This is a genomic window from Pseudomonas sp. zfem005, from assembly GCF_032621735.1.
GTDB classification, from domain to species: Bacteria; Pseudomonadota; Gammaproteobacteria; order Pseudomonadales; family Pseudomonadaceae; genus Metapseudomonas; species Metapseudomonas solani.
Genome location: NZ_JAVYJE010000011.1, coordinates 182,021 through 202,731 on the forward strand (window position 1 = coordinate 182,021; position 20,711 = coordinate 202,731).

General features: G+C 64.1%; 19 protein-coding genes. 4 read left to right on the forward strand and 15 right to left on the reverse strand.

Annotated elements, in window-relative coordinates:
* Positions 1-389: 389 nt before the first annotated feature.
* The 3 genes from RTW82_RS24220 to RTW82_RS24230 all read left to right on the forward strand — a co-directional run bounded on the left by RTW82_RS24220 (position 390) and on the right by RTW82_RS24230 (position 7,496).
* Positions 390-4,487, forward strand: coding sequence for a CHASE domain-containing protein (locus tag RTW82_RS24220; RefSeq protein ID WP_316926694.1), 4,098 nt, complete (start codon positions 390-392; stop codon positions 4,485-4,487).
* A 5-nt stretch (positions 4,488-4,492) separates the two neighbouring features.
* A complete protein-coding gene (locus RTW82_RS24225; RefSeq protein ID WP_271660519.1) occupies positions 4,493-5,479 on the forward strand; it encodes a diguanylate cyclase in 987 nt (328 codons plus the stop codon).
* A 403-nt stretch (positions 5,480-5,882) separates the two neighbouring features.
* Positions 5,883-7,496: a methyl-accepting chemotaxis protein gene (locus RTW82_RS24230; RefSeq protein ID WP_316926695.1), complete on the forward strand. Its 1,614-nt coding sequence runs from the start codon at positions 5,883-5,885 to the stop codon at positions 7,494-7,496.
* 147 nt (positions 7,497-7,643) lie between these two features.
* Here RTW82_RS24230 and RTW82_RS24235 read toward each other — a convergent pair whose 3' ends face one another.
* The 15 genes from RTW82_RS24235 to RTW82_RS24305 form a co-directional block, all read right to left on the reverse strand.
* Positions 7,644-8,612 (reverse strand): GTP 3',8-cyclase MoaA, encoded by a 969-nt coding sequence (locus tag RTW82_RS24235; protein WP_021217600.1) that lies wholly within the window; start codon positions 8,610-8,612, stop codon positions 7,644-7,646.
* An 86-nt stretch (positions 8,613-8,698) separates the two neighbouring features.
* Positions 8,699-9,337 carry a TetR/AcrR family transcriptional regulator gene (locus tag RTW82_RS24240; RefSeq protein WP_316926696.1) on the reverse strand — a complete coding sequence of 213 codons (639 nt, stop codon included), beginning with the start codon at positions 9,335-9,337 and terminating at the stop codon, positions 8,699-8,701.
* 556 nt (positions 9,338-9,893) lie between these two features.
* Positions 9,894-10,679: a TatD family hydrolase gene (locus RTW82_RS24245; protein ID WP_021217602.1), complete on the reverse strand. Its 786-nt coding sequence runs from the start codon at positions 10,677-10,679 to the stop codon at positions 9,894-9,896.
* Positions 10,680-10,745: 66 nt separating this feature from the next.
* Complete coding sequence (locus RTW82_RS24250) at positions 10,746-11,102, reverse strand: PilZ domain-containing protein (protein ID WP_021217603.1); 357 nt, start codon at positions 11,100-11,102, stop codon at positions 10,746-10,748.
* Between the two features lie 35 nt (positions 11,103-11,137).
* Positions 11,138-12,124, reverse strand: a complete 987-nt coding sequence (locus RTW82_RS24255) for a DNA polymerase III subunit delta' (RefSeq protein WP_184489255.1) — start codon at positions 12,122-12,124, stop codon at positions 11,138-11,140.
* Complete coding sequence (gene tmk / locus RTW82_RS24260) at positions 12,117-12,749, reverse strand: dTMP kinase (RefSeq protein WP_316926697.1); 633 nt, start codon at positions 12,747-12,749, stop codon at positions 12,117-12,119. The genes RTW82_RS24255 and tmk overlap by 8 nt, the downstream gene beginning before the upstream one ends.
* The gene (mltG, locus tag RTW82_RS24265; protein ID WP_271660515.1) at positions 12,746-13,801 is read right to left on the reverse strand and encodes an endolytic transglycosylase MltG; all 1,056 of its coding nucleotides are present in this window, start codon (positions 13,799-13,801) and stop codon (positions 12,746-12,748) included. Before mltG ends, tmk begins: the two co-directional genes overlap by 4 nt.
* A 3-nt stretch (positions 13,802-13,804) precedes the next feature.
* Positions 13,805-14,617, reverse strand: a complete 813-nt coding sequence (pabC, locus tag RTW82_RS24270) for an aminodeoxychorismate lyase (protein WP_316926698.1) — start codon at positions 14,615-14,617, stop codon at positions 13,805-13,807.
* Positions 14,617-15,861, reverse strand: a complete 1,245-nt coding sequence (gene fabF, locus RTW82_RS24275) for a beta-ketoacyl-ACP synthase II (RefSeq protein WP_031287073.1) — start codon at positions 15,859-15,861, stop codon at positions 14,617-14,619. Before fabF ends, pabC begins: the two co-directional genes overlap by 1 nt.
* Positions 15,862-15,968: 107 nt before the next feature.
* Positions 15,969-16,205, reverse strand: a complete 237-nt coding sequence (acpP, locus tag RTW82_RS24280; RefSeq protein WP_016493661.1) for an acyl carrier protein — start codon at positions 16,203-16,205, stop codon at positions 15,969-15,971.
* A gap of 187 nt (positions 16,206-16,392) precedes the next feature.
* Complete coding sequence (gene fabG / locus RTW82_RS24285) at positions 16,393-17,136, reverse strand: 3-oxoacyl-ACP reductase FabG (RefSeq protein WP_021217609.1); 744 nt, start codon at positions 17,134-17,136, stop codon at positions 16,393-16,395.
* 14 nt (positions 17,137-17,150) lie between these two features.
* Positions 17,151-18,089, reverse strand: a complete 939-nt coding sequence (fabD, locus tag RTW82_RS24290; protein ID WP_184489251.1) for an ACP S-malonyltransferase — start codon at positions 18,087-18,089, stop codon at positions 17,151-17,153.
* Between the two features lie 105 nt (positions 18,090-18,194).
* Positions 18,195-19,205 carry a phosphate acyltransferase PlsX gene (plsX, locus tag RTW82_RS24295; protein WP_081672074.1) on the reverse strand — a complete coding sequence of 337 codons (1,011 nt, stop codon included), beginning with the start codon at positions 19,203-19,205 and terminating at the stop codon, positions 18,195-18,197.
* Between the two features lie 3 nt (positions 19,206-19,208).
* A complete protein-coding gene (gene rpmF / locus RTW82_RS24300) occupies positions 19,209-19,391 on the reverse strand; it encodes a 50S ribosomal protein L32 (RefSeq protein ID WP_013791824.1) in 183 nt (60 codons plus the stop codon).
* A gap of 13 nt (positions 19,392-19,404) precedes the next feature.
* Complete coding sequence (locus RTW82_RS24305; RefSeq protein WP_021217612.1) at positions 19,405-19,932, reverse strand: YceD family protein; 528 nt, start codon at positions 19,930-19,932, stop codon at positions 19,405-19,407.
* A gap of 107 nt (positions 19,933-20,039) precedes the next feature.
* On the opposite strand from RTW82_RS24305, the gene RTW82_RS24310 reads away from it, so the two are divergent.
* The gene (locus RTW82_RS24310; RefSeq protein WP_265168006.1) at positions 20,040-20,618 is read left to right on the forward strand and encodes a Maf family protein; all 579 of its coding nucleotides are present in this window, start codon (positions 20,040-20,042) and stop codon (positions 20,616-20,618) included.
* Positions 20,619-20,711: the final 93 nt, after the last annotated feature.

Below are 20,711 nucleotides of genomic sequence, written 5' to 3' on the forward strand. Positions count from 1 at the left end.
GCAGGTGCAGGTCCGGGGAGGCGTGGCGCTCCCCCAGGCGGCCGAAGTGAAGCGAGAACAACGACTCCCATTGCGAATGGATCATGTCTGGCTGCCAACGTGCGTTTCGATGGGGCGAGTACTCGCAACCAATCCGAATGGAGCCTGGAGCGGGCCCGAGTCGACGGCAGGCCGGCTGCAGGCGACGTCATTCGCCGGGAAGCCAGGCCAAGGGCCATCTATAGTGAGGAGGCAACAGCGAGTCGGCGTCCTCTCCATAGAGCGAATGATGTCACCGTGATACTGGACATAAGTACGCTGGCGCCTTTACGGAAAAAGACAGGAAAGTCAGGGCTCGATGCGCGCCGCCAAGGTCGCCTCGACCTCCAACCGGCGTGAGACTCGAGTGGATGAAGGCAAAGTCATGGATTCACATCGCCATCTGGATGGCAGCGGTACTGCTCTCGGGCCTGCTGCTCAGCGCGCTGGCCAGTTTCCAGCAGGTCCGGTCCATCGACGACCACGTGCAGCAGGCCCTGAAGGATGAAAGCCGCGAGGTCGAAGGCGACCTCATGTCGCGCCTGCGCATCTACGAGTTCCGCCTCAGGGGCTGGCGCGGCGCCATCCACATGCTGGGAATCGACAACGTCACCCTCGACCTGTTCACCCGCTACAGCCGGGCCCGCAATCTCCAGGAAGAATTCCCCGGGGCCCGCGGTTTCGGTTTCATCCGCCGGGTCAAGGTCAACGAGGAGGCGGACTTTCTGCGCCGGGTCAGGGCCGATGGCCAGCCGAACTTCACCCTGCACCAGTTCGCCCCCTTCCAGGGCGAGCGCTACGTGATCCAGTACATCGATCCGCCGGAGGTCAATATCGACGCCATCGGCCTGGACATCGCCTCCGAGCCCCTGCGCCGGATCGCCGCGCAGCGCTCGATGCTCAGCGGCAAGGCCACGCTGACCGCCCCCATCACCTTCGTCAACGAATCCAGGGAGGCCTATCGCTCCTTCCTGTTCCTGCTGCCCGTCTACAGCACCCCGGATACCCCTGCCGATCTCCCGTCCCGCCATGAGGAAATCCTCGGATGGAGTTATGCCCCGCTGGCGATGAGCGAGGTGATGACCGACCTCGACCTGCCCGTGGACAGCCTCCACCTGGAGATCTACGACAAGACCGACGCCCCGCAACGCAAGCTCATCTTCGAGACCCACCACCAGAGCCCGGATGGCGAGCTGGTCCAGACCTACAGCTTCGAACGCGAGGTCTATGGGCGGACCTGGCTGTTCCAGGTCAGCGCCCACGCGGCGTTCGTCGAGTCCCTGGACCCCGTGCACCCCGCCAGGGTGTTCGTGGTCGGGCTGCTGGCCAGCCTCCTGCTCACCGGCATGGTCGGCACCCTGCTGCTGTCACGCCAGCGCCAGCACCAGGTGATGGCCGGCCAGGCGCGGCTGGCGACCATCGTCGAGAATTCCAGCGACGCGATCATCGGCGAGGCGCTGGATGGCCGGATCATCACCTGGAACCGTGCTGCCGAGCAGATGTTCGGCTACACCGAGGCGGAGATCCTCGGCCGCCCCCTCGCCCCCCTGCTGGTCCCGCAGGAACGCCTGGCCGAGGATGAAGCGCTGCTCGAACGGGTGGCACGCGGGGAGCGCGGCCCGACGCTGGAAACCCAGCGCCTGCACAAGGAGGGTCGCCTGATCGATGTGACCATCACCTGCAGCCTGATCCGCGAGGCCGACGACAGCATCCTCGGCGCGGCGAAGCTGATGCACGACATCAGCGACCGCAAGCGCGCGGAGAACTACCTGCGCCAGTTCAACGCCAACCTCGAGCAACAGGTCAGCGAACGCACCGCCGAGCTCTCCCGGGTCGCGGGCCTGCTGCAGGCGGTGCTCGACGCCTCGTCCGAGGTGTCCATCATCGCCGTGGACATGCAGGGCGAGATCGTCGTCTTCAACCGGGGCGCGGAACTGCTGCTGGGCTATACCGCCGCCGAAATGATCGGCATCCGCAATCCCCTGGACTTCCACCTGCCAGAGGAAGTCCAGGCACGCGCGGCCGAACTCAGCCGCGAATACGGCCGCCCCATCGAGGGGATGGAGGTGTTCCGCTGCAAGCCCGACGAGCAAGGGGCGGAAACGCGCCAGTGGACCTATATCCGCAAGGACGGCTCGCAGATCCAGGTGTCCATGGTCATCACCTCCATCCGCACGGAGACCGGTGCGCTCATCGGCCACCTGGGCATCGCCCAGGACATCACCGAACGCCTGCGCAGCAGCGCCGAACTCCACGCCGCCAAAGCCTCGGCCGAAAGCGCCAACGCCGCCAAGAGCCTGTTCCTGGCGAACATGAGCCACGAGATCCGCACCCCTATGAATGCGGTCATCGGCATCGCCCACCTGTTGCAGGGCACGCGCCTGGACGAACAGCAGCAGAACCTGCTCGGCAAGCTGCAGATCGCCGGGCGCTCCCTGCTGGGGATCATCAACGACATCCTCGACATCGCCAAGATCGAGGCCGGCGAGATGCTTCTGGAGAACAGCCCGTTCCGCCCGCGCCGGCTGTTCGGCGACCTCGCCGAACTCTTCGCGCCCCAAGCCGAAGCCAAGGGCCTGCGGTTCGCGGTCAGGGCCGACGAGTTGCCCGAGCAACTCACAGGCGATGCATTGCGCCTCAACCAGATCCTCATGAACCTGGTCGGCAACGCCCTCAAGTTCACCGCCTCGGGCGGTATCGAGGTCAATGTCGAGTGCACCCGCGAGACCGATGAGCGCTGCTGGCTCCGCATCAGTGTCCAGGACACCGGCTGCGGCATCGATGCCGAAGTGATCGAACGGCTGTTCTCCCCCTTCACCCAGGCAGACACCTCCACCACCCGCCGCTTCGGCGGCACGGGGCTGGGCCTGTCGGTGGTACGCGGCCTGGCCGAGAAGATGGGCGGAACGGTCGGTGTGCACAGCACCCTCGGGGCGGGCAGCGAATTCTGGGTACGCCTGCCGTTCAACCGGGTCAGCGACGACCAGGCCTTGTCGGAAGCCGCGTCCAGCCTGGACGTGCTGGTGGTCAGCCAGGACGAGGGCGAACGCCAGCGTCTCACCCAGTTGTGTCGCTCCCTGGGCTGGCGAGCCACCCCATTCTTCAGACGGGAAGACCTGCTCGAACACCTCGGACAACGGCTCGCAGGCCGCCATCCACTGGCCGACGTACTGCTACTCGACCACTTGGCCGGCGACGATGTGCTGGAGACACTCGAACAGCTCAGGGCGCTGCTGGGACGCGAACGCATGCCCAGCAGCGTGGTGTTCTCGGCGCCACGGACATCGGCTGCACCCACCCTGGAAGATGCACTGGTGGACCATTACGCCCGAACGCCACTGGACGGCTCCGATCTCTACAACGCCATCGCTGCCGCCAGCCTCAGGCATCCCAACGGCCACGGCGAGAAACTGATCCACGCCACCGAGCTGGACATCACCCAGGCCCGGTGGCTGGAGGGCATAAGGCTGCTGCTGGTGGATGACAGCGACATCAACCTCGAGGTGGCCAGTCTCATGCTTCAACAGCAGGGCGCCGAGGTGCAGACCTGCATGAATGGCCGCCAGGCGCTGGATTGTCTGCGCGAGGACACCACCGCCTTCGATGTCGTGCTGATGGACCTGCACATGCCGGAAATGGACGGGTTCGAGGCCACCCGCCGACTGCGTGGCGAACTCGGCCTGCAACGACTACCCGTGCTCGCCCTGACCGCCGGAGCGTTGCCGGAAGAGCGTCGCCAGGCCAAGGCGGCCGGAATTGACGAGTTCCTCAGCAAACCCCTGGAACCCAAGGTACTGATCCGCGCCATCCGCCGCGCGGTCCAGGACTCCCGGGGCGCTCCCCTACCCATACGTCCGATCGAGACGCCCACCGGGCCTTCCCGCCCATGGCCGACGATAGAAGGCATCGATACCGTTGAAGTCGCCCAGCGCATGAGTCACGACCTGGAGCTGTTCAACTCGTCGCTGCGGCGGCTGTTCAGCGAGTTCCGCGAATTCCGCGACGACGAGGCGACCCAGCGACGCCTTCAGGACGACCCGCCCGGGCTGACAGCGCGCCTGCACAAGCTCAGAGGGTCGGCGGGGATGCTCGGTGCCCGGTGCCTTCACAAGCTTGCAGGTGAGGCGGAGACCCTGCTACGGATCGACCCCGACGCCCCAGACCTGCCGACACTGCTCGGGCGCTTGGTGGAGGCCTATCTAGAACTCGAACGCCAGACGAACATCGAGGAGATCACCCTCCCCCGCAGCGACGCGGACCATCTGGCAGCGGGCCCCGCGCTGGCGAGGCTGATCGACCACCTGCGCGACCACGACATGGCCGCGCTGGAGCAGTTCGCCCAGGCATGCCCCGCCATCCAGGTTTCGAGCCAGGCACTGGCCGAACAGGTCTGGCAGGCGATCGACAACCTGGACTTCGAGCAGGCGCTGCACCTGCTCGAATCCGCAGGCCTCGTGGCCAAGGAGTGACACCCATGGACTACACACCCTCCCTGCTGATCGTGGATGACGACACCTCGGCGATCCGCATCCTCAGCAAGGCGATCGGCCGTCTCGGCAAGATCCGCTTCGCCACCAACGGCCCCGATGCACTCCGGGCGGCACGGGAGGAAAGGCCCGACCTGGTCCTGCTGGATGCCGAAATGCCCGGCATGGGCGGCTTCGAGGTCTGTGAACGGATGAAGACCGAAATGGAATTGCGCGACGTCCCGGTCATCTTCATCACCAGCCATACCGAGGCGAGCATGGAGGAAGCGGGCCTCGCCCTGGGCGCGGTGGACTTCATCGGCAAGCCCATACGCCCCGCCATCGTCCATGCGCGGGCGAAGACGCACCTGCACCTGAAGCTGGCCATGGACCGGCTCAACCTGCTGGCGCAAACCGACGGCCTGACAGGCCTGGCCAACCGCCGCTTCCTCGATCAGAACATCGAACGCGAATGGCTGAGGACACGCCGCAACGGGCAGCCCTTCTCGTTGCTGCTGATGGATATCGACTACTTCAAACGCTACAACGACCGTAACGGCCACTTGCAGGGCGACCAGTGCCTGATCGCCGTCGCCCATGCCCTGCGCGCCAGCATCAACAGGCCCGCCGACCTGGTGGCCCGCTATGGGGGTGAAGAGTTCGCCGTGCTGTTGCCCGAAACCGACCATGTCGGCGCCTGCCGCATAGCCGAACAACTGGGGGACGGTGTCAGGCACTTGAATATCCCTCATCTCGACAGCCCCCACGGGAAAGTGACTGTTTCAATCGGCGTCGCCAGTTTCGATGAAGAAAGTCCCAGTTGGCCGCATACCAGTGAGAGCAATGAAGTCGCACCGGATATCGCAAGGCTTCTCGAATTTTCGGATGCCGCCTTATATGAGGCCAAGGAAGCGGGCCGGGATTGCAGTCGTTTCAGGAACATCGAACTTGCAGCGTTATTGCCAGCGAGTGGTTCGGGTATCAAGAAAGGCTAGCGGTGTAAGGATCACAAGGGCCTGGATGATTACACGCGCTGTTGAAATCGCCGATGCGACACAGCTCGACAAGACGGGCCCTGCGCAATAGAGCGCTACCCGCAATCAATAACAGCAAGCAAATTCCAGTGCGAATTATTATCGATAATTCAACCTGCAACTAAAGTCTGGTACCGCCTGTCGCCAATGAAAACACAGTAAGAACAGGCGGAAATTCGATAAAAGCACTTTGCCATCAATTCCCTGCAAACAGGAACTTGCTGTCGCTGTAACGACAACGACTAATTGTCGCCTACTTGAATTCACGCACTTTTCACAAGAAGCTCGTTAAACATCCGCCCATGACCTAAAACTTCTATCGGGCACACACATCGCTACACCCGTGCAACTTGGGGAGATCATCATGCTGATTCGCTCGTTACGTGTCTCCACCCGTATCAATGCCGGCTTTGCGGTGCTGGTCACCTTGTTGATGCTGGTCGGGGGCGGCTCCCTGATGCAGATGCACCAGATGCATGACAGCTCCCAAGCGGTCGATGGAAACTGGCTGCCCAGCATCGTCGCGATCAGCCACATGGACGAGGCGACCCTCCAGCTTCGAGCCTCCACGCTGCGGGCCCTGGTGACATTCGATGAAGCAGCCAAGGCCCGCCTCGTCACAGACGAAGCCACACTGCAAAAAGCCCAGGACACCTACAGCAAACTGATTTCGAGCGACGAGGAGCGGAAGCTCTTCGATCGCTATGTCGAGCACCTGCGCGGCTACCTGGAGGTCCGCCGCGCAGTGGTACAACGCTTGGCAGCCGGTGAGCGGGAAGCAGCCGAGTCGATCGTGACCACCAGGCTCAATGAACTGGGAGCTGCACTCGGCACCGATCTCCAAGCATTGATGGAAATCAATGAGGAGGGCGCGAGTCAAGCCTCCGCAGCCAGTAGCTCAGCCTTCGAGCGCGCCATTGCGCTGGTGGGTTTGATCCTCGCTGGGGCCGTCGGCCTGGCCGTCATCCTTGCCCTCCTCCTCTCGCGCAGCATCGTGCGGCCGCTGAACCAGGCGGTCGAAGTGGCGAGCCAGGTATCCCAGGGCGACCTGAGCCGTGACATTCCGGTTGAAGGGCACGACGAGGCGACCTCCCTCATGAGCGCCCTGCGCGGCATGCAGCAGAACCTGCGGCAGACCATCAGCCTCATCGCCGACTCCTCCACCCAGCTCGCCTCGGCCTCCGAGCAACTGCATGCGGTGACCGAAGACACCAGCCGGGATCTCCTGCGGCAGAACCAGGAAATCGAGCAGGCGGCCACGGCCTGCAACCAGATGAGTGCGGCGGTGGATGGGGTGGCCCACAACGCGGCTACGACCATGGACGCTTCGCGCCAGGCCGACACCGCCACGCGCCATGGCCGCGAGCAGGTGGGTGAGACGGTGCGCTCGATCAACGCCCTGGCGACCGACGTGACCGGCAGCGCCGAGCGTGTCGAGAAGCTCGCCCGGCAGATGCAGGACGTCGGCAAGGTGCTCGATGTGATCCGCTCGATTGCCGAGCAGACCAACCTGCTGGCCCTTAACGCCGCCATCGAGGCCGCCCGTGCCGGCGAGCAGGGGCGCGGCTTCGCGGTGGTGGCCGATGAGGTTCGCCTGCTGGCACAGCGCACCCAGCAATCCACCCAGGAAATCGAGCAGATGGTTAACCAGCTGCAGCAGGAAGCCAGCGCCACCGTCGCCACGATGCAGGGCAGTTCGCGCCTGGCCCAGACAACGGTGGACCTCGCCCAGGCCGCCGATGGCAGCCTGGGCGACATCGCTCGGACCATCGCCTCGATCAACGAGCAGAACGTCCAGGTGGCCAGCGCTGCCGAACAGCAGGCCGCTGTAGCACGCGAGGTCGACCGCAGCCTGGTCAACATCCGCGACCTGTCCACCCAGACCTCGGCGGGAGCCAGCCAGACCCGCTCCTCCAGCCAGGACCTGTCGCGCCTGGCCGTGGAGCTCAAGTCCGCCGTCGCCTCGTTCCGCCTGTGACGAGTCATATGCCGCCTGAGAATCACCGTCTCGATGGCGATGCGTCGCTGACGTCGAGGCGCTGCTGGTGGGCCAGGTGGACGACGAACGCAATCTCACGACCTGAGTCGCCCGAGCTGCGTTTAACGGCACAGGGCGTACGGGCGCTCAGCCGCCGATGATCTTCATGACGGTGACGCCGCCGGAGAAGGCGATGTCCTGCTTGTCCGCCAGAGCCTTCACCAACAGCCGCTGCAGCCCGGGCAGGGCCTGGTGGCGCGGCTTCTCCAGCAGGTCGCCGACGTAGTGGCGGTTGCTCGACGACAGGCAGCCATGCAGCCACCCCGTTGAAGACAGGCGCAAGCGCGAACAGGTGCGGCAGAACGGCACGCTTTCGTTGGCGATGATGCCGAAGTGGCCGAGGCCGGGTATCTGGTAGCGCAGCGCGGTGGCATCCACCGGCGCTTCGGCCTGGACGAATTCGTGGCGTTCGCCGATCAGGGCGAGCAGCTCGTCGAGCCCGATGAACTGTTGCTGGAAGCCGACGCCATCACGGGCCAAATGTCCCATGCGCATCAGCTCGATGAAACGCAGCTCGAAACCGTTTTCCAGGCAGTACTCCAACAGCGGCAGGACCTGATCGAGGTTCTGCCCGCGCAGGGGCACCATGTTGAGCTTGATCTTCAGCCCCGCCGCCTTCGCATCGGCCAGCCCCTGCAGCACGGTCTTCAGGTCGCCGCCACGGGCGATGCCACGGAAGGCGTCCGCGTCGAGGGTGTCCAGGGAAACGTTGATACGGCGGATGCCACAATCCACCAGCAACGGCAGCTTGCGCGAAAGCAGTTGGCCATTGGTGGTGAGGCTGATGTCGTCGAGGCCGAGGCAGCTGACGCCACGAAGGAAGTGGTCGAGCTTGGGGCTCACCAGCGGCTCGCCACCGGTGATGCGCAAACGCTCGATGCCGGCGGCTTCCATCAGGTAGGAGACACCGCGCACCATGGCCTCGGCGGAGAGTTCGTCCTGCGCCGCGACCAGGCGCTTGCCATCCGGCACGCAGTAGGTGCAGGCGTAGTTGCAGGCGGCGGTAAGGCTGATGCGCAGGTTGCGGAAGCGCCTGCCTTGGCGGTCGACGATCATGGGGCGCTCCGACGGGGGACAGGGCGCAGTATATCGCTGCGCCCCATCCTGTCCCATGGCTTAGCAGCCGGGACCAGAAGGATCACTCAGCCCGATGGCACGTCATTCTCGCGCTTGCGCTTGTTGCCCATGCGCACACCGATGTCCATGAGGAACTGGAAGAAACCTTCCTGATCTTCCAGGACGTTGCTCCAGAACGGCGAGTGGTAGAGCGCCACGGCGCCATGCACCAGGGCCCAGGCCGCGCAGTAGTGGAAATAGGGCGGCACGTCTTCCAGCTTGCCTTCGGCGATGCGGCCCTTGATCAGCTGGGTCAGGCGCTCGAAGTTGGAGGCACGGATCTTGTGCAGCTGCTCGACCATCTCGGGCACCTGGCTGTTCTTCACCACCTTCTCTTCCAGGCGGTCGAACAGGCGATAGCGCTGCGGGTCGCGCATGCGGAACTCGAAGTAGGCGCGCGACAACGCTTCCTTGTCACGGTCCACGTCCGCGGAATGCAGCAGCTCGTTCAGGTCACGCTCGTAGTCGAGCATCAGGCGCAGGTAGATCTCCGCCTTGGACTTGAAGTGCTTGTAGATGGTGCCTTTGCCGATGCCCACCGCGTCGGCGATCATCTCGACGGTGACGCTGTCTTCACCCTGCTCGAGGAACAGTTTCAGAGCGGTGTCGAGGATTTCCTGCTCGCGGCGGCGAAACTCACGGACTTTACGGGGTTCTTTCTGCATAAAGGGACTGTAGGGTCAAAAATCAAGCCGGGTATTATGCCTAACTAGCGCCAAAATGCACGGATCATCCGACTATGAGCCTATTGCCAGATGGGTTCTGCATGTTTCAGCCCCTCTGTTATAAGGCCGGAAACCGCGAACCAGAAGGGTTTCAGGGGTTACACGGGTGAACGCCTAGCCATCAGGCAGTGGGCTTTCAAGCCGTCTCCCCGCCCTACTTACGCAAAAAGAACTGAGCTCCTGCAGCAATCCGGGGTGCGACCATTGAGCGCAGCCCGGTCAGGAACAGGCGGAGCCGTCATACCCAGGTGCCAACCCTGCAAGCAGACGCTTGAGGACTCAGCCGCCTTCCGCGTATTCCAAATCTGTTTAAAAAACGAGCAGCGGCATCTGGACGCAGGGGGATATTGACCAATACTCAAATGACTGGCGTGCGGCATCTCCCCCCAAGTGCCCCGTCAGTCGAGGTACCGAGGATCGCGTACCTTTGTTTTACTCCTAATGGTCTTGACCCGGATTCATCCCCCAGAACCCGGGTTTTTTTTGCCCGCGAGTTTTAGCCCGCCAGGCGCGCCAGGGGGAACAGGCGCTGGAAGTTCTCGGTGGTCTGCTCGGCGAAGCGCTCGAACTCCACGCCCCTCAGTTGCGCCAGGAACTCGGCGACCTCACGCACGTACTGCGGGAGGTTCGGCTTGCCGCGGTGGGGGATGGGCGCGAGGTAGGGCGAATCGGTTTCCACCAGCAGGCGGTCGGCAGGCACCTGCCGCGCCACGTCGCGCAGCGCTTCGGCATTGCGGAAGGTGACGATGCCGGAAAGCGAGATGTAGAAGCCGATATCCAGCGCCGCCTTGGCCATCTCCCAATCCTCGGTGAAGCAATGCAGCACGCCCGCCTGGGGCAGCGCCGCCTCGCGCAGCAGCGCCAGGGTATCGGCGCGGGCCTCGCGGGTGTGCACGATCACCGGCTTGCCGGTGATGCTCGCGGCTTCCAGATGAAGGCGGAAGGCCTGCTGCTGCAGTTCGGCGGCTTCGGGCTCGTAGTGGTAATCGAGGCCGGTTTCACCGATGGCGGCGACGCGGGGGTGATCCAGCTCGCCCAGCAGCCAATCCAGTGCAGGCGCTTCACCGGGAGCGAGATCCAGCGGGTGGACGCCGACCGAGCAGTGCACGTCGGCGTAGCGACTGGCCAGGTCCTTGACCGCAGCGGCGTTGTCGGCGCTGACGCCGATGCAGAGGAAATGCCCGACGCCACGGGCGCGTGCAGCATCCAGCGCCGCATCGAGGGAACCGCCATGGGCGGCAAGATCGAGGCGATCGAGGTGACAGTGGGAATCGACCAGCATGTTTCGGATCACTTGAACGTCAGGGGAGGCGCCGACCGGAGTCGACGCGGCGGGCGGGAGCCCTTCTTACATGGTGTGGGTCGGGCGGTCCGACTTGAGGGCGCCGGCGAGGTAGGTCTCGATCTTGTTGCGAGCACCGGTGTCGCCATCGTTGAACTGTACGCCGATACCGGCGGCACGGTTGCCTTGCGCCCCCTTGGGGGTAATCCAGACGACCTTGCCGGCCACCGGGATTTTTTCCTGCTCGTCCATGAGGTTGAGGAGCATGAACACTTCGTCGCCGAGCTTGTAGCTCTTGTTCGTCGGGATGAACAGGCCGCCGTTCTTGATGAAGGGCATATAGGCGGCATACAGCACGGACTTGTCCTTGATGGTCAAGGACAGAATCCCGTTACGCGGGCCCAGATTGGGTGGCAGGCTCATGCGGCTTTCCTGGCTAGCTGGCTCAGCGGTGGATTCTAGCCCGGTCCGGGCAGGCTTGCCCACTGCACCAGCAAGGCTTCGAGAAGCAAGACACGGTTGAGGTTGGCCTTGCCGAGCACCTTCTGCCGCTGCTGCAGCAACCAGTCCTGGAACGCCAACACCTTGTGCTGGGGCGCCTTGTCGGCGAGGTACTGGACCACCTTGCGCATATCGGCCAGGCCCAGGCCTTGCTCGTCATGGGTCAGCTGGTAGCGCAGCATCAGTTGCGCCCAGTCGCAGAACCAGTCGAACAACAGGATCAGCGGCACTGCGTTCCAGCCTTCGGCCAGTGCGCTCGCCCCCACCTGCTGCTTGATCAGTTTCTTCACCCCATCCACCACCTGGGCGCGCTGCTCGAGCACGGCCTGCCCATGCAGACGCTGGGCGGTAAGCGGCGAACCACCCGCCAGCACCAGCAGGTCACGGCGGATCTGTTCGTCGGTATCCGGCAGTGCGCGCGCGAGCCAGGCCAGGCTGTCGGCCTCACCAGGCAACGGGCAGGCCTGCTGTACGCAACGGCTCTTGATGGTGGGCAGGAGGCGGCTGGGCTGGTGGCTGATGAGCAACAGCACGGTGTCGCCCGACGGCTCCTCAAGGCTTTTCAGCAAGGCGTTGGCGGAGTTCAGGTTCATGGCCTCGGCCGGCTCCAGAAGCACCACCTTGCGCCCGCCAAGCTGCGCCGTTTGCACGACGAAGCCGACCAGCTCACGAACCTGATCGACCTTGATCGCCTTGTCGGCTTCTTCCGGCTCCAGCACGAAGTTATCCGGGTGGGTGCCGGCGGCCAGCAGGTAGCAGGACTTGCACTGCCCGCAGGCATCCAGGCCCTGGGGCTTCTGGCACAGCAGGCGTGCCATCAGCCGCTCGGCCAGGGCGCGCTTGCCGATACCGGCGGGCCCGTGCAGCAGATAGGCATGGGCGTGACGCGGCCGACCGGCCAGGTGCTGCCAGAGGGATTCCTGCCAGGGATAGGCTTCAGCCACGGCAACGCTCCAGCAGTTCGGGCAGCAAGGCCTCCAGGGCCTCCTGCACGCTCACCAGGGAGGCGGCGGCGTCGAGCACGTGGTAGCGCTGAGGGGCAGCAGCGGCACGCTGCAGGTAAGTCTGGCGCACGGCTTCGAAGAAACCACGGTCCTCCTGCTCGAAGCGATCCAGGCGGCCACGGGCGGCAGCGCGACTGAGGCCGACGTCCACCGGCAGGTCGAAGACCAGGGTCAGGTCCGGGCGCAGCTCACCCTGGACGAAGGCTTCCAGTTGCGCGATGCGCTCCACCGGGAGCCCGCGCCCACCGCCCTGGTAGGCGTAGGTGGCATCGGTGAAGCGATCACAGAGCACCACCTGGCCACGGTCCAGGGCCGGGCGGATGACGCCGGCGATGTGCTGGGCACGGGCGGCGAACATGAGCAGCAGCTCGGTATCGGCGGCCATGGCCTCGTCACTGGGTGCCAGCAGCAGCTCGCGGATGCGCTCGGCGAGGGGCGTACCGCCAGGCTCACGGGTCAGCACTACATCGACGCCATGGTTGCGCAGGCGTTCGGCGAGGAAGTCGCGGTTGGTGCTCTTGCCGGCCCCTTCGGGGCCTTCGAGCGTAATGAACAGACCGCTCACGGGGTGTCCTTGTTGGTAGTGGGCGCGGGGCTGGACCGGTAGTCCGCCCGTCGCTTCAACTGATATTCGCGCACCGCCTGGTTGTGGGCGGCGAGCGACTCGGAAAATACATGGCTGCCGTCGCCACGGGCGACGAAGTAAAGGCTCTTGCCTTCCACCGGGTGCATGGCGGCATGGATGGCCTCACGCCCGACCATGGCGATGGGCGTCGGCGGCATGCCGGCGATCACGTAGGTGTTGTAAGGCGTGGCCTCGCGCAGGTGGGCGCGGGTGATCTTGCCGGCATAGCGCTCGCCCAGGCCGTAGATGACGGTGGGGTCGGTCTGCAGCAGCATGCCCATCTGCAGGCGCCGCACGAAGACGCCGGCGATCTGCCCGCGCTCGCTGGGTACGCCGGTTTCCTTCTCCACCATCGAGGCCATGATCAGTGCCTGGTAGGGATCGGCATAGGGAAGCTTGTCCGCGCGCTTTTCCCATTCGTCCTGCAGCACCTGCTCGAGGCGTTGATGCGCCTGCTTGAGCAGGTCGATGTCACGCATGCCGCGCACATAGCGGTAGGTGTCGGGGAAGAAACGCCCCTCGGGATGCTGGCCCTCCAGGCCAAGGCGCTTCATCAGCTCCTCGTCGCTGACATCGGCCAGGGTCTGTTCCAGCTTCACCTGCTTGGCCAGGGCCGTGCGCAGCTGGCGGAAGTTCCAGCCCTCCACCAGGGTCAGGCTGTACTGCACCACCTCGGCACGCTGCCAGAGACCAAGCAGTTGTGCTGCGTTCATCCCCGGCGCCATGCGGTATTCGCCGCTGTGCAAGGATTGGCCCGCGAGGTTGAAGCGCCAGTATTGGCGCAGCCAGAAGGCCCCTTGAATGACCCCCTCCTCTTCCAGTCGATTGAGCAAGCCACCAGGGGTCGAGCCGGCCGGCACGTCGAGCAACTGCTCTTCGGTCAGCACGAGTGGCTGCTCCAGGGCTTCACGCTGCTGCCAACCGGCAAACGCGAACACGAGGCCGCCGAGGATCAGGCCACTCTGCAGCAGCACGAGCAATTTGCGTATCACGAATCAGCTATCCAGTAGGTCGCGGGCAAGGGCCTGCAGTTTACGGGTGAGCGGCCCGACCGACCAGTCGTGACCCGCGAAGCGGCGCACGGGCCAGACGCCGTAGAGGCTGTTGCAGAGGAAGACTTCATCGGCCGTGAGCAGTTCCTCGTAACCGATGTCGCGCACCTGGGTGGCGATGCCCTGGGCAGCGGCCTGGTCCAGCAACTCCGCGCGCATCACCCCGGCGACCCCGCTGCGCCCGAGATCGGCGGTCAGGAGTACACCCGCGCGGACTATGAAGAGGTTGCTGAAAACCCCTTCGATGACCCGCCCGGAAACGTCGCGCATCAGGCCTTCGGCGAAGCGCACATCCTGCCACTCGGCACGGGCCAGAACCTGCTCCAGGCGATTGAGATGCTTGAGCCCGGCGAGCAGCGGCTGCTCGGCCAGGCGGGTGACGCAGGGGAATAATTCGATGCCCTGTTCGGCGTGACCTTCGGGATAGGCGGGATAGGGGCTGCCCATGAGGATGCGCCGCGGCGGCGTGCCTGGCAGTGCATAGCCGCGCAGGCCATCACCGCGGGTCACCATCAACTTGGCAACGCCCTCACCGAGCTGGGCAGAGAACGCCAGCAGCTCCTCACGCACGAGGTCGAGATCAAGATCGAAGGACAAACGCCGCGCGCCTTCGGCAAGGCGCGCGAGGTGACGCTCCAACAGGCCGGGCCGACCGCCGCATACGGCAATGGTCTCGAATAGACCATCGCCGTAGGCCAGGCCACGGTCCTTGAGGGACAGTGACCCGGCCGGGCGGCCGTCGACCCAGCTCTGCATCAGTCGGCGAACCGACGGAATACCAGGGAGCCGTTGGTGCCACCAAAGCCGAAGGAGTTGGACAGCACCACGTCGATCGGCATGGAGCGGGCTTCGTGGGGCACGAAGTCGAGGTCGCAGCCCTCGTCCGGGTCGTCCAGGTTGATGGTCGGCGGCGCCACCTGATCACGGATCGCCAGCACGCTGAAGATCGCCTCGACGGCACCGGCCGCACCCAGCAGGTGGCCGGTCATGGATTTGGTGGAGCTCACCGCAACCTTGTAGGCGTGGTCGCCGAACACGCTCTTCACCGCCGCTGCTTCAGCCTTGTCGCCAGCCGGAGTGGAGGTGCCATGGGCGTTGATGTACTGCACCTGGTCGCCGTTCAGGCCGGCATCACGCAGGGCATTGTGCATGCAGCGGGCGGCACCGGCGCCGTCTTCCGGCGGCGAGGTCATGTGGTAGGCGTCGCCGCTCATGCCGAAGCCGACCAGCTCGGCATAGATGGTGGCGCCACGGGCCTTGGCGTGCTCCAGCTCTTCGAGAACCAGCGCACCGGCGCCGTCGGACAGCACGAAGCCATCACGGCCACGGTCCCAGGGGCGGCTGGCTGCCGCCGGGTCATCGTTGCGGGTGGACAGGGCACGGGCAGCACCGAAGCCACCCAGCCCCAGGCCACAGGCCGCCATTTCGGCGCCACCGGCGACCATCACGTCAGCTTCGCCATAGGCGATGTTGCGCGCGGCCATGCCGATGCAGTGGGTGCCGGTGGTGCAGGCGGTGGCGATGGCGTAGTTCGGCCCCTGGATACCCAGGTGGATCGACAGGAAGCCGGACACCATGTTGATGATCGAGCCCGGCACGAAGAACGGCGAGATACGCCGCGGCCCCTGCTCGATCAGCGATTTGCAGTTGTTCTCGATGTTGGTCAGGCCACCGATCCCGGAGCCCATGGCAACGCCGATGCGCTCACGGTTGGCATCGGTTACTTCCAGCCCGGAATCGCGCATAGCCTGGAAGCTGGCAGCGAGGCCGTACTGGATGAACAGGTCGAGTTTGCGAGCTTCCTTGGCGGACAGGTACTGCTCGACATCGAAGCCCTTCACCGAACCACCGAAACGGGTGGTGTAGGCGGAAAGGTCCATATGCTCGATCAGGCCGATGCCACTGCGGCCAGCCAGAATTCCTTGCCAGCTGTCCGGGACGTTGTTGCCCAGCGGCGACAGCATGCCCAGGCCAGTGATCACGACGCGTCTACGCGACACAGCGCTCTCCTCTATTTTTTTCTACACGGCGGTTGGATGACGCTTAAAGAAAAGCCGCACGACCTTGGAGGTCGTGCGGCTTTTCCGAGTCGGGAATCGACGATTACTTATTGCGCGTGCGCGTTGATGTAATCGATAGCTTCCTGAACGGTGGTGATCTTCTCAGCTTGCTCGTCCGGGATCTCGGTCTCGAATTCCTCTTCCAGAGCCATCACCAGCTCAACGGTGTCAAGGGAGTCGGCGCCCAGGTCTTCGACGAAGGAAGCGCTGTTGGTGACTTCGTCTTCTTTAACGCCCAGTTGCTCGGCGACGATTTTCTTGACGCGTTCTTCGATGGTGCTCATACCTTGTTTTCACTCCTATGGAAAAATCCGTGCAGCTTGGGCTGCAGTGTATAGAAAGGGTTTTCCGCATTTCAAGCGGGATGCCAACCCCTCCAGGCCCTGTCTGGACCCGTCCATAACCCAATTGCACTTATGTACCGGATTTTAGACAGCTCCTATGACAGTTTCCTGAAGGGAATCGTCACATTCAGCTCATGTACATGCCGCCGTTCACAGGGATAGTAGCTCCGGTGACGTAGGATGCGCTATCGGATGCGAGGAATGCGACCACCTTGGCGATCTCCTCGGCCTGCCCCAGACGCCCCAGCGGAATCTGCCCCAGCAGTGCATCGCGCTGGGCTTCCGGCAGTTCACGGGTCATGTCGGTATCGATGAAACCGGGCGCCACCGAGTTCACGGTGATGGCGCGGGAGCCGACTTCACGGGCCAGGGCCCGACCGAAGCCTTCCAGGCCGGCCTTGGCGGCGGCGTAGTTCACCTGCCCGGCGTTGCCCATGGCACCTACCACCGAACCGATGTTGATGATGCGCCCCCAGCGAGCCTTGGTCATGCCACGCAGCACGGCCTTGGAGAGGCGATAGAGGCTGTTGAGGTTGGTGTTGATGACGTCGAACCACTCGTCATCCTTCATGCGCAGCATCAGGTTGTCACGGGTGATACCGGCGTTGTTCACCAGGATCAACGGCTGGCCAAGGTGCTGCTGGATGTGTTCGAGGGTGCTGGCGACGGATTCGTCATTGCTCACATCGAGCACCAGGCCGGCGCCTTCGACGCCGTTTTCCTTGAGGTATTCGGCGATGCGCTCGGCACCGCTCGGGGTGGTGGCGGTGCCGATGACGACAGCCCCCATGCGACCCAGCTCCAGCGCGATGGCCTGGCCGATACCACGGCTCGCACCAGTGACCAGGGCGACCTTACCTTGCAGACTCATAGTCTTCTCCTTGCTCAGGCCAGCGCAGCGCGAGCGGCTGCGAAGGCGTCGGGGGTATCCAGATTGTGCGTGCCAATGCCTTTCACGCAGCGCTTGTTCAGGCCAGAGAGAACCTTGCCGGGACCACACTCGACCAGCTCGGTCACACCCTGCTCCGACAGGCGAACGATGGACTCCACCCAGCGGACCGGGCTGTACAGCTGGGCCAGCAGGTCGCCCTTGAGAGAGCCGAGATCAGCCACGACGGCGGCACTGACGTTCTGCACCAGCGGAATCTGCGGCGCCTGCCAGGCAATGGCTTCGACCGACTCGGCGAAGCGTTCGGCCGCCGGGCGCATCAGCGCACAGTGGGACGGCACGCTGACCGGCAGCGCCATGGCGCGCTTGGCACCACGGGCCTTGCAGGCCTCGATGGCACGCTCGACGGCAACGGCGCTGCCGGCGATCACTACCTGGCCCGGGGCGTTGAAATTGACCGCGCTGACCACGTCACCTTGCGCAGCTTCGGCGCAGGCGGCCAGTACGTCGGCATCTTCCAGGCCGAGGATCGCAGCCATGCCGCCCTGCCCCGCCGGAACGGCCTGCTGCATGAGCTGGCCACGACGCTCCACCAGCTTCACCGCATCGGCGAAACCCAGGCTGCCGGCAGCGACCAGCGCCGAGTATTCACCCAGGCTGTGACCGGCGACATAAGCCGGGCGGGCGCCGCCCTCGGCCAGCCACAGACGCCAGAGTGCGATGGACGCAGTGAGGATGGCCGGCTGGGTTTTGTCGGTCTGGTTCAGCTGCTCTTCCGGGCCCTGCTGGGTCAGTGCCCAGAGGTCATAACCCAGGGCCTCGGAGGCCTCGGCGAAGGTATCCAGGACCAGCTTCTGCGAAGCGCCGTGCTCGGCCAGCATGCCCAGGGACTGGGAGCCTTGACCGGGGAAAACGAATGCGAGGGATGCGGACATCGGAACTATTCCCTTGTTTGCCTTGATCGATGTACAGGAACGCCGGGCATAGCCAAGCGCAACGAACTGACAGTTGGATGACAAGCCGCAGACAGCGGTCACATCCTAGAGCAACAGATCCTCGAGACGCCCATGCAGGCGCTGGGGAAGGTTCTCGCGAATCTCGATGAGGGCGCGCCGTATGGCGCTCTGGAAGCCATCGGAACCGGCGGCCCCATGGCTTTTGACGACGATACCCTGGAGACCCAGGAAGCTCGCGCCATTGTGCCGAGCGGGCGTCAGGTCCCCCTGCAGGCGGCGCAGCAACGGCAGCGCCAGGGCACCGACCATGCGCGAGCCGAAGCTGTCGGTGAACAACGCTTCGATGCGCGCGGAGATCATCGAGGCCAGGCCTTCGCTGGACTTGAGCAGGATATTGCCGACGAAGCCGTCGCACACCACCACATCGGCCTCGCCCCGGTACAGGCCATCACCCTCTATGTAGCCGATGTAGTTCAGGCCTTCAGCCTGCTGCAGAAGGCTGGACGCCAGCTTGACCTGCTGGTTGCCCTTGATGTCCTCGGTGCCGACGTTGAGCAAGGCGATACGCGGGCGCGCCTGCCCGAGCGCCTCGGCAGCGACGGAACCCATTACAGCGAATTGATAGAGGTGCTCGGCACTGCAATCGACGTTGGCGCCGAGATCCAGCAAATGACAATGCCCCTTGGCCGTGGGCACGGCGCTGACCATCGCAGGGCGATCGATGCCCGGCAGGGTCTTGAGCATGTAACGGGAAAGCGCCATCAGAGCACCGGTATTGCCGGCGCTCACGCAGGCCTGGGCACGACCGGCACGGACCAGGTCGAGGGCGATACGCATGGAGGAGTCGGGCTTGCCACGCAAGGCCTGGGATGGACGCTCGTCCATGCCGATGACTTCGGATGCATGTTCGATGGACAGCCGCTGACGATCGACGCCGCTTTCACGGGCGATCAACTCTTCGAGGAGCTGGGCTTGACCAACAAGAATGAGGTGGAGCGAGGGGAACTCAGCCAGGCAGGCGATGCTGGCCGGGACAATGCAACGGGGACCGAAGTCCCCGCCCATTGCGTCAATCGCGATGATCGGAGCGGACAAGGATTACTCGTCAGCGCCCTTGTCGATCACTTTGCGACCACGGTATACGCCTTCCGGGGATACGTGGTGACGCAGGTGTACTTCACCGGTGCTCTTCTCGACGGACAGGGCGTTGGCCTCGAGGGCATCGTGGGAACGACGCATGTCGCGGGCAGAGCGGGATTTTTTGTTCTGCTGAACAGCCATAATTAATTAACTCCTAAACGTTTGGGTCACGCTTTAACTGCGCCAATACACTGAACGGGTTGGACCGCGTCACCTCGTTCTCACTCGGCTCGGGCTCATCAAGCCCTTCCGGCTGCTGGCAATCTTCAGGGTCATGGGCCGGAACAATGGGCAAGGCGAGCAACAGCTCATCCTCGACCAGAGTCAGAAGATCCAGAGGATCCTCACCCACTTCCAGCACGTCATAGCCCTTGGGCAGTGACTCGCTGTCCGCACCTTCCTTCACCACAGCGTACGTACACTCGCTGTGGATCGGCAGTACGACCAGCTCCAGACAACGCTGGCATACCATCTTGACCTCTACATCGATTTCACTGCGGATAATCGCTGCCCTGCGCTCATCGCGCCCGAAAACAAGTTTCGTGCGTACGATGCCTGCAGTGTCGGCAAGCGGGTCGCAGAGTCGCTCAAGACTGGAGAGCTGCAGCTCACCCTGGAGGGTTACGCCGCGATCTGCCATCTTGCGCGGATCGACGTGAGGTGGAATCGGCCCATTCAACATAGGCGCGACATTCTAGGGATGCACCTGTCACCTGTCAAAACAAATTCCGCCCTGTCCGCCACGTGGCAAGGCCTATAGAATTTCCGCTTCCTGACTGGGAGATCAGCATGCCACCACTGGTGCTTGCATCCAGCTCGCCCTACCGCCGCGAGCTTCTTGAACGCCTTCGCCTGCCCTTCACCTGGAGTGCACCCGCGATAGACGAAACCCGACATCCACACGAGTCGGCCGAGCAACTGGTACGCCGCCTGGCCGAAGAAAAGGCCCGCGCGCTCGCGGACCTGCACCCCGGCCACCTTATCATCGGCTCGGACCAGGCCGCCGTGCTGGGCGAGCAGATACTCGGCAAACCCCTGGAGTTCGAACGCGCCCGCAGCCAGCTACTGGCGGCCAGCGGCACCAGCGTCACCTTCCTCACCGGCCTAGCACTGCTGAACACACGCAGCGGCCGCTGCCAGGTGGACTGCATCCCCTTCACGGTGAACTTCCGCTCCTTGAGCGAAGCGACCATCGAGCGCTACCTGAACATCGAGCAGCCCTACGACTGCGCCGGCAGCTTCAAGGCCGAAGGGCTGGGCGTGAGCCTGTTCCGCTCCACCCAGGGCGAAGACGCCACCAGCCTGGTGGGCCTCCCCCTGATCCGCTTGGTCGACATGCTGCTCGACGAAGGCCTGGAACTGCCATAACGAAAAAGCCCGGCATCAGCCGGGCTCTTCCTTATATATAGGCAGTGTCCCGTCCTGAATAAGGTTTACACCTTCGCCCTTATTTCAGGAGAG

Bases quoted from the DNA above. Each gene is read 5' to 3' on its own strand.
- RTW82_RS24220 (WP_316926694.1), top strand. From the start codon at position 390: ATGAAGGCAAAGTCATGGATTCACATCGCCATCTGGATGGCAGCGGTA.
- RTW82_RS24225 (WP_271660519.1), top strand. From the start codon at position 4,493: ATGGACTACACACCCTCCCTGCTGATCGTGGATGACGACACCTCGGCG.
- RTW82_RS24230 (WP_316926695.1), top strand. From the start codon at position 5,883: ATGCTGATTCGCTCGTTACGTGTCTCCACCCGTATCAATGCCGGCTTT.
- RTW82_RS24235 (WP_021217600.1), bottom strand. From the start codon at position 8,612: ATGATCGTCGACCGCCAAGGCAGGCGCTTCCGCAACCTGCGCATCAGC.
- RTW82_RS24240 (WP_316926696.1), bottom strand. From the start codon at position 9,337: ATGCAGAAAGAACCCCGTAAAGTCCGTGAGTTTCGCCGCCGCGAGCAG.
- RTW82_RS24245 (WP_021217602.1), bottom strand. From the start codon at position 10,679: ATGCTGGTCGATTCCCACTGTCACCTCGATCGCCTCGATCTTGCCGCC.
- RTW82_RS24250 (WP_021217603.1), bottom strand. From the start codon at position 11,102: ATGAGCCTGCCACCCAATCTGGGCCCGCGTAACGGGATTCTGTCCTTG.
- pabC (WP_316926698.1), bottom strand. From the start codon at position 14,617: ATGCAGAGCTGGGTCGACGGCCGCCCGGCCGGGTCACTGTCCCTCAAG.
- acpP (WP_016493661.1), bottom strand. From the start codon at position 16,205: ATGAGCACCATCGAAGAACGCGTCAAGAAAATCGTCGCCGAGCAACTG.
- fabG (WP_021217609.1), bottom strand. From the start codon at position 17,136: ATGAGTCTGCAAGGTAAGGTCGCCCTGGTCACTGGTGCGAGCCGTGGT.
- fabD (WP_184489251.1), bottom strand. From the start codon at position 18,089: ATGTCCGCATCCCTCGCATTCGTTTTCCCCGGTCAAGGCTCCCAGTCC.
- rpmF (WP_013791824.1), bottom strand. From the start codon at position 19,391: ATGGCTGTTCAGCAGAACAAAAAATCCCGCTCTGCCCGCGACATGCGT.
- RTW82_RS24305 (WP_021217612.1), bottom strand. From the start codon at position 19,932: ATGTTGAATGGGCCGATTCCACCTCACGTCGATCCGCGCAAGATGGCA.
- RTW82_RS24310 (WP_265168006.1), top strand. From the start codon at position 20,040: ATGCCACCACTGGTGCTTGCATCCAGCTCGCCCTACCGCCGCGAGCTT.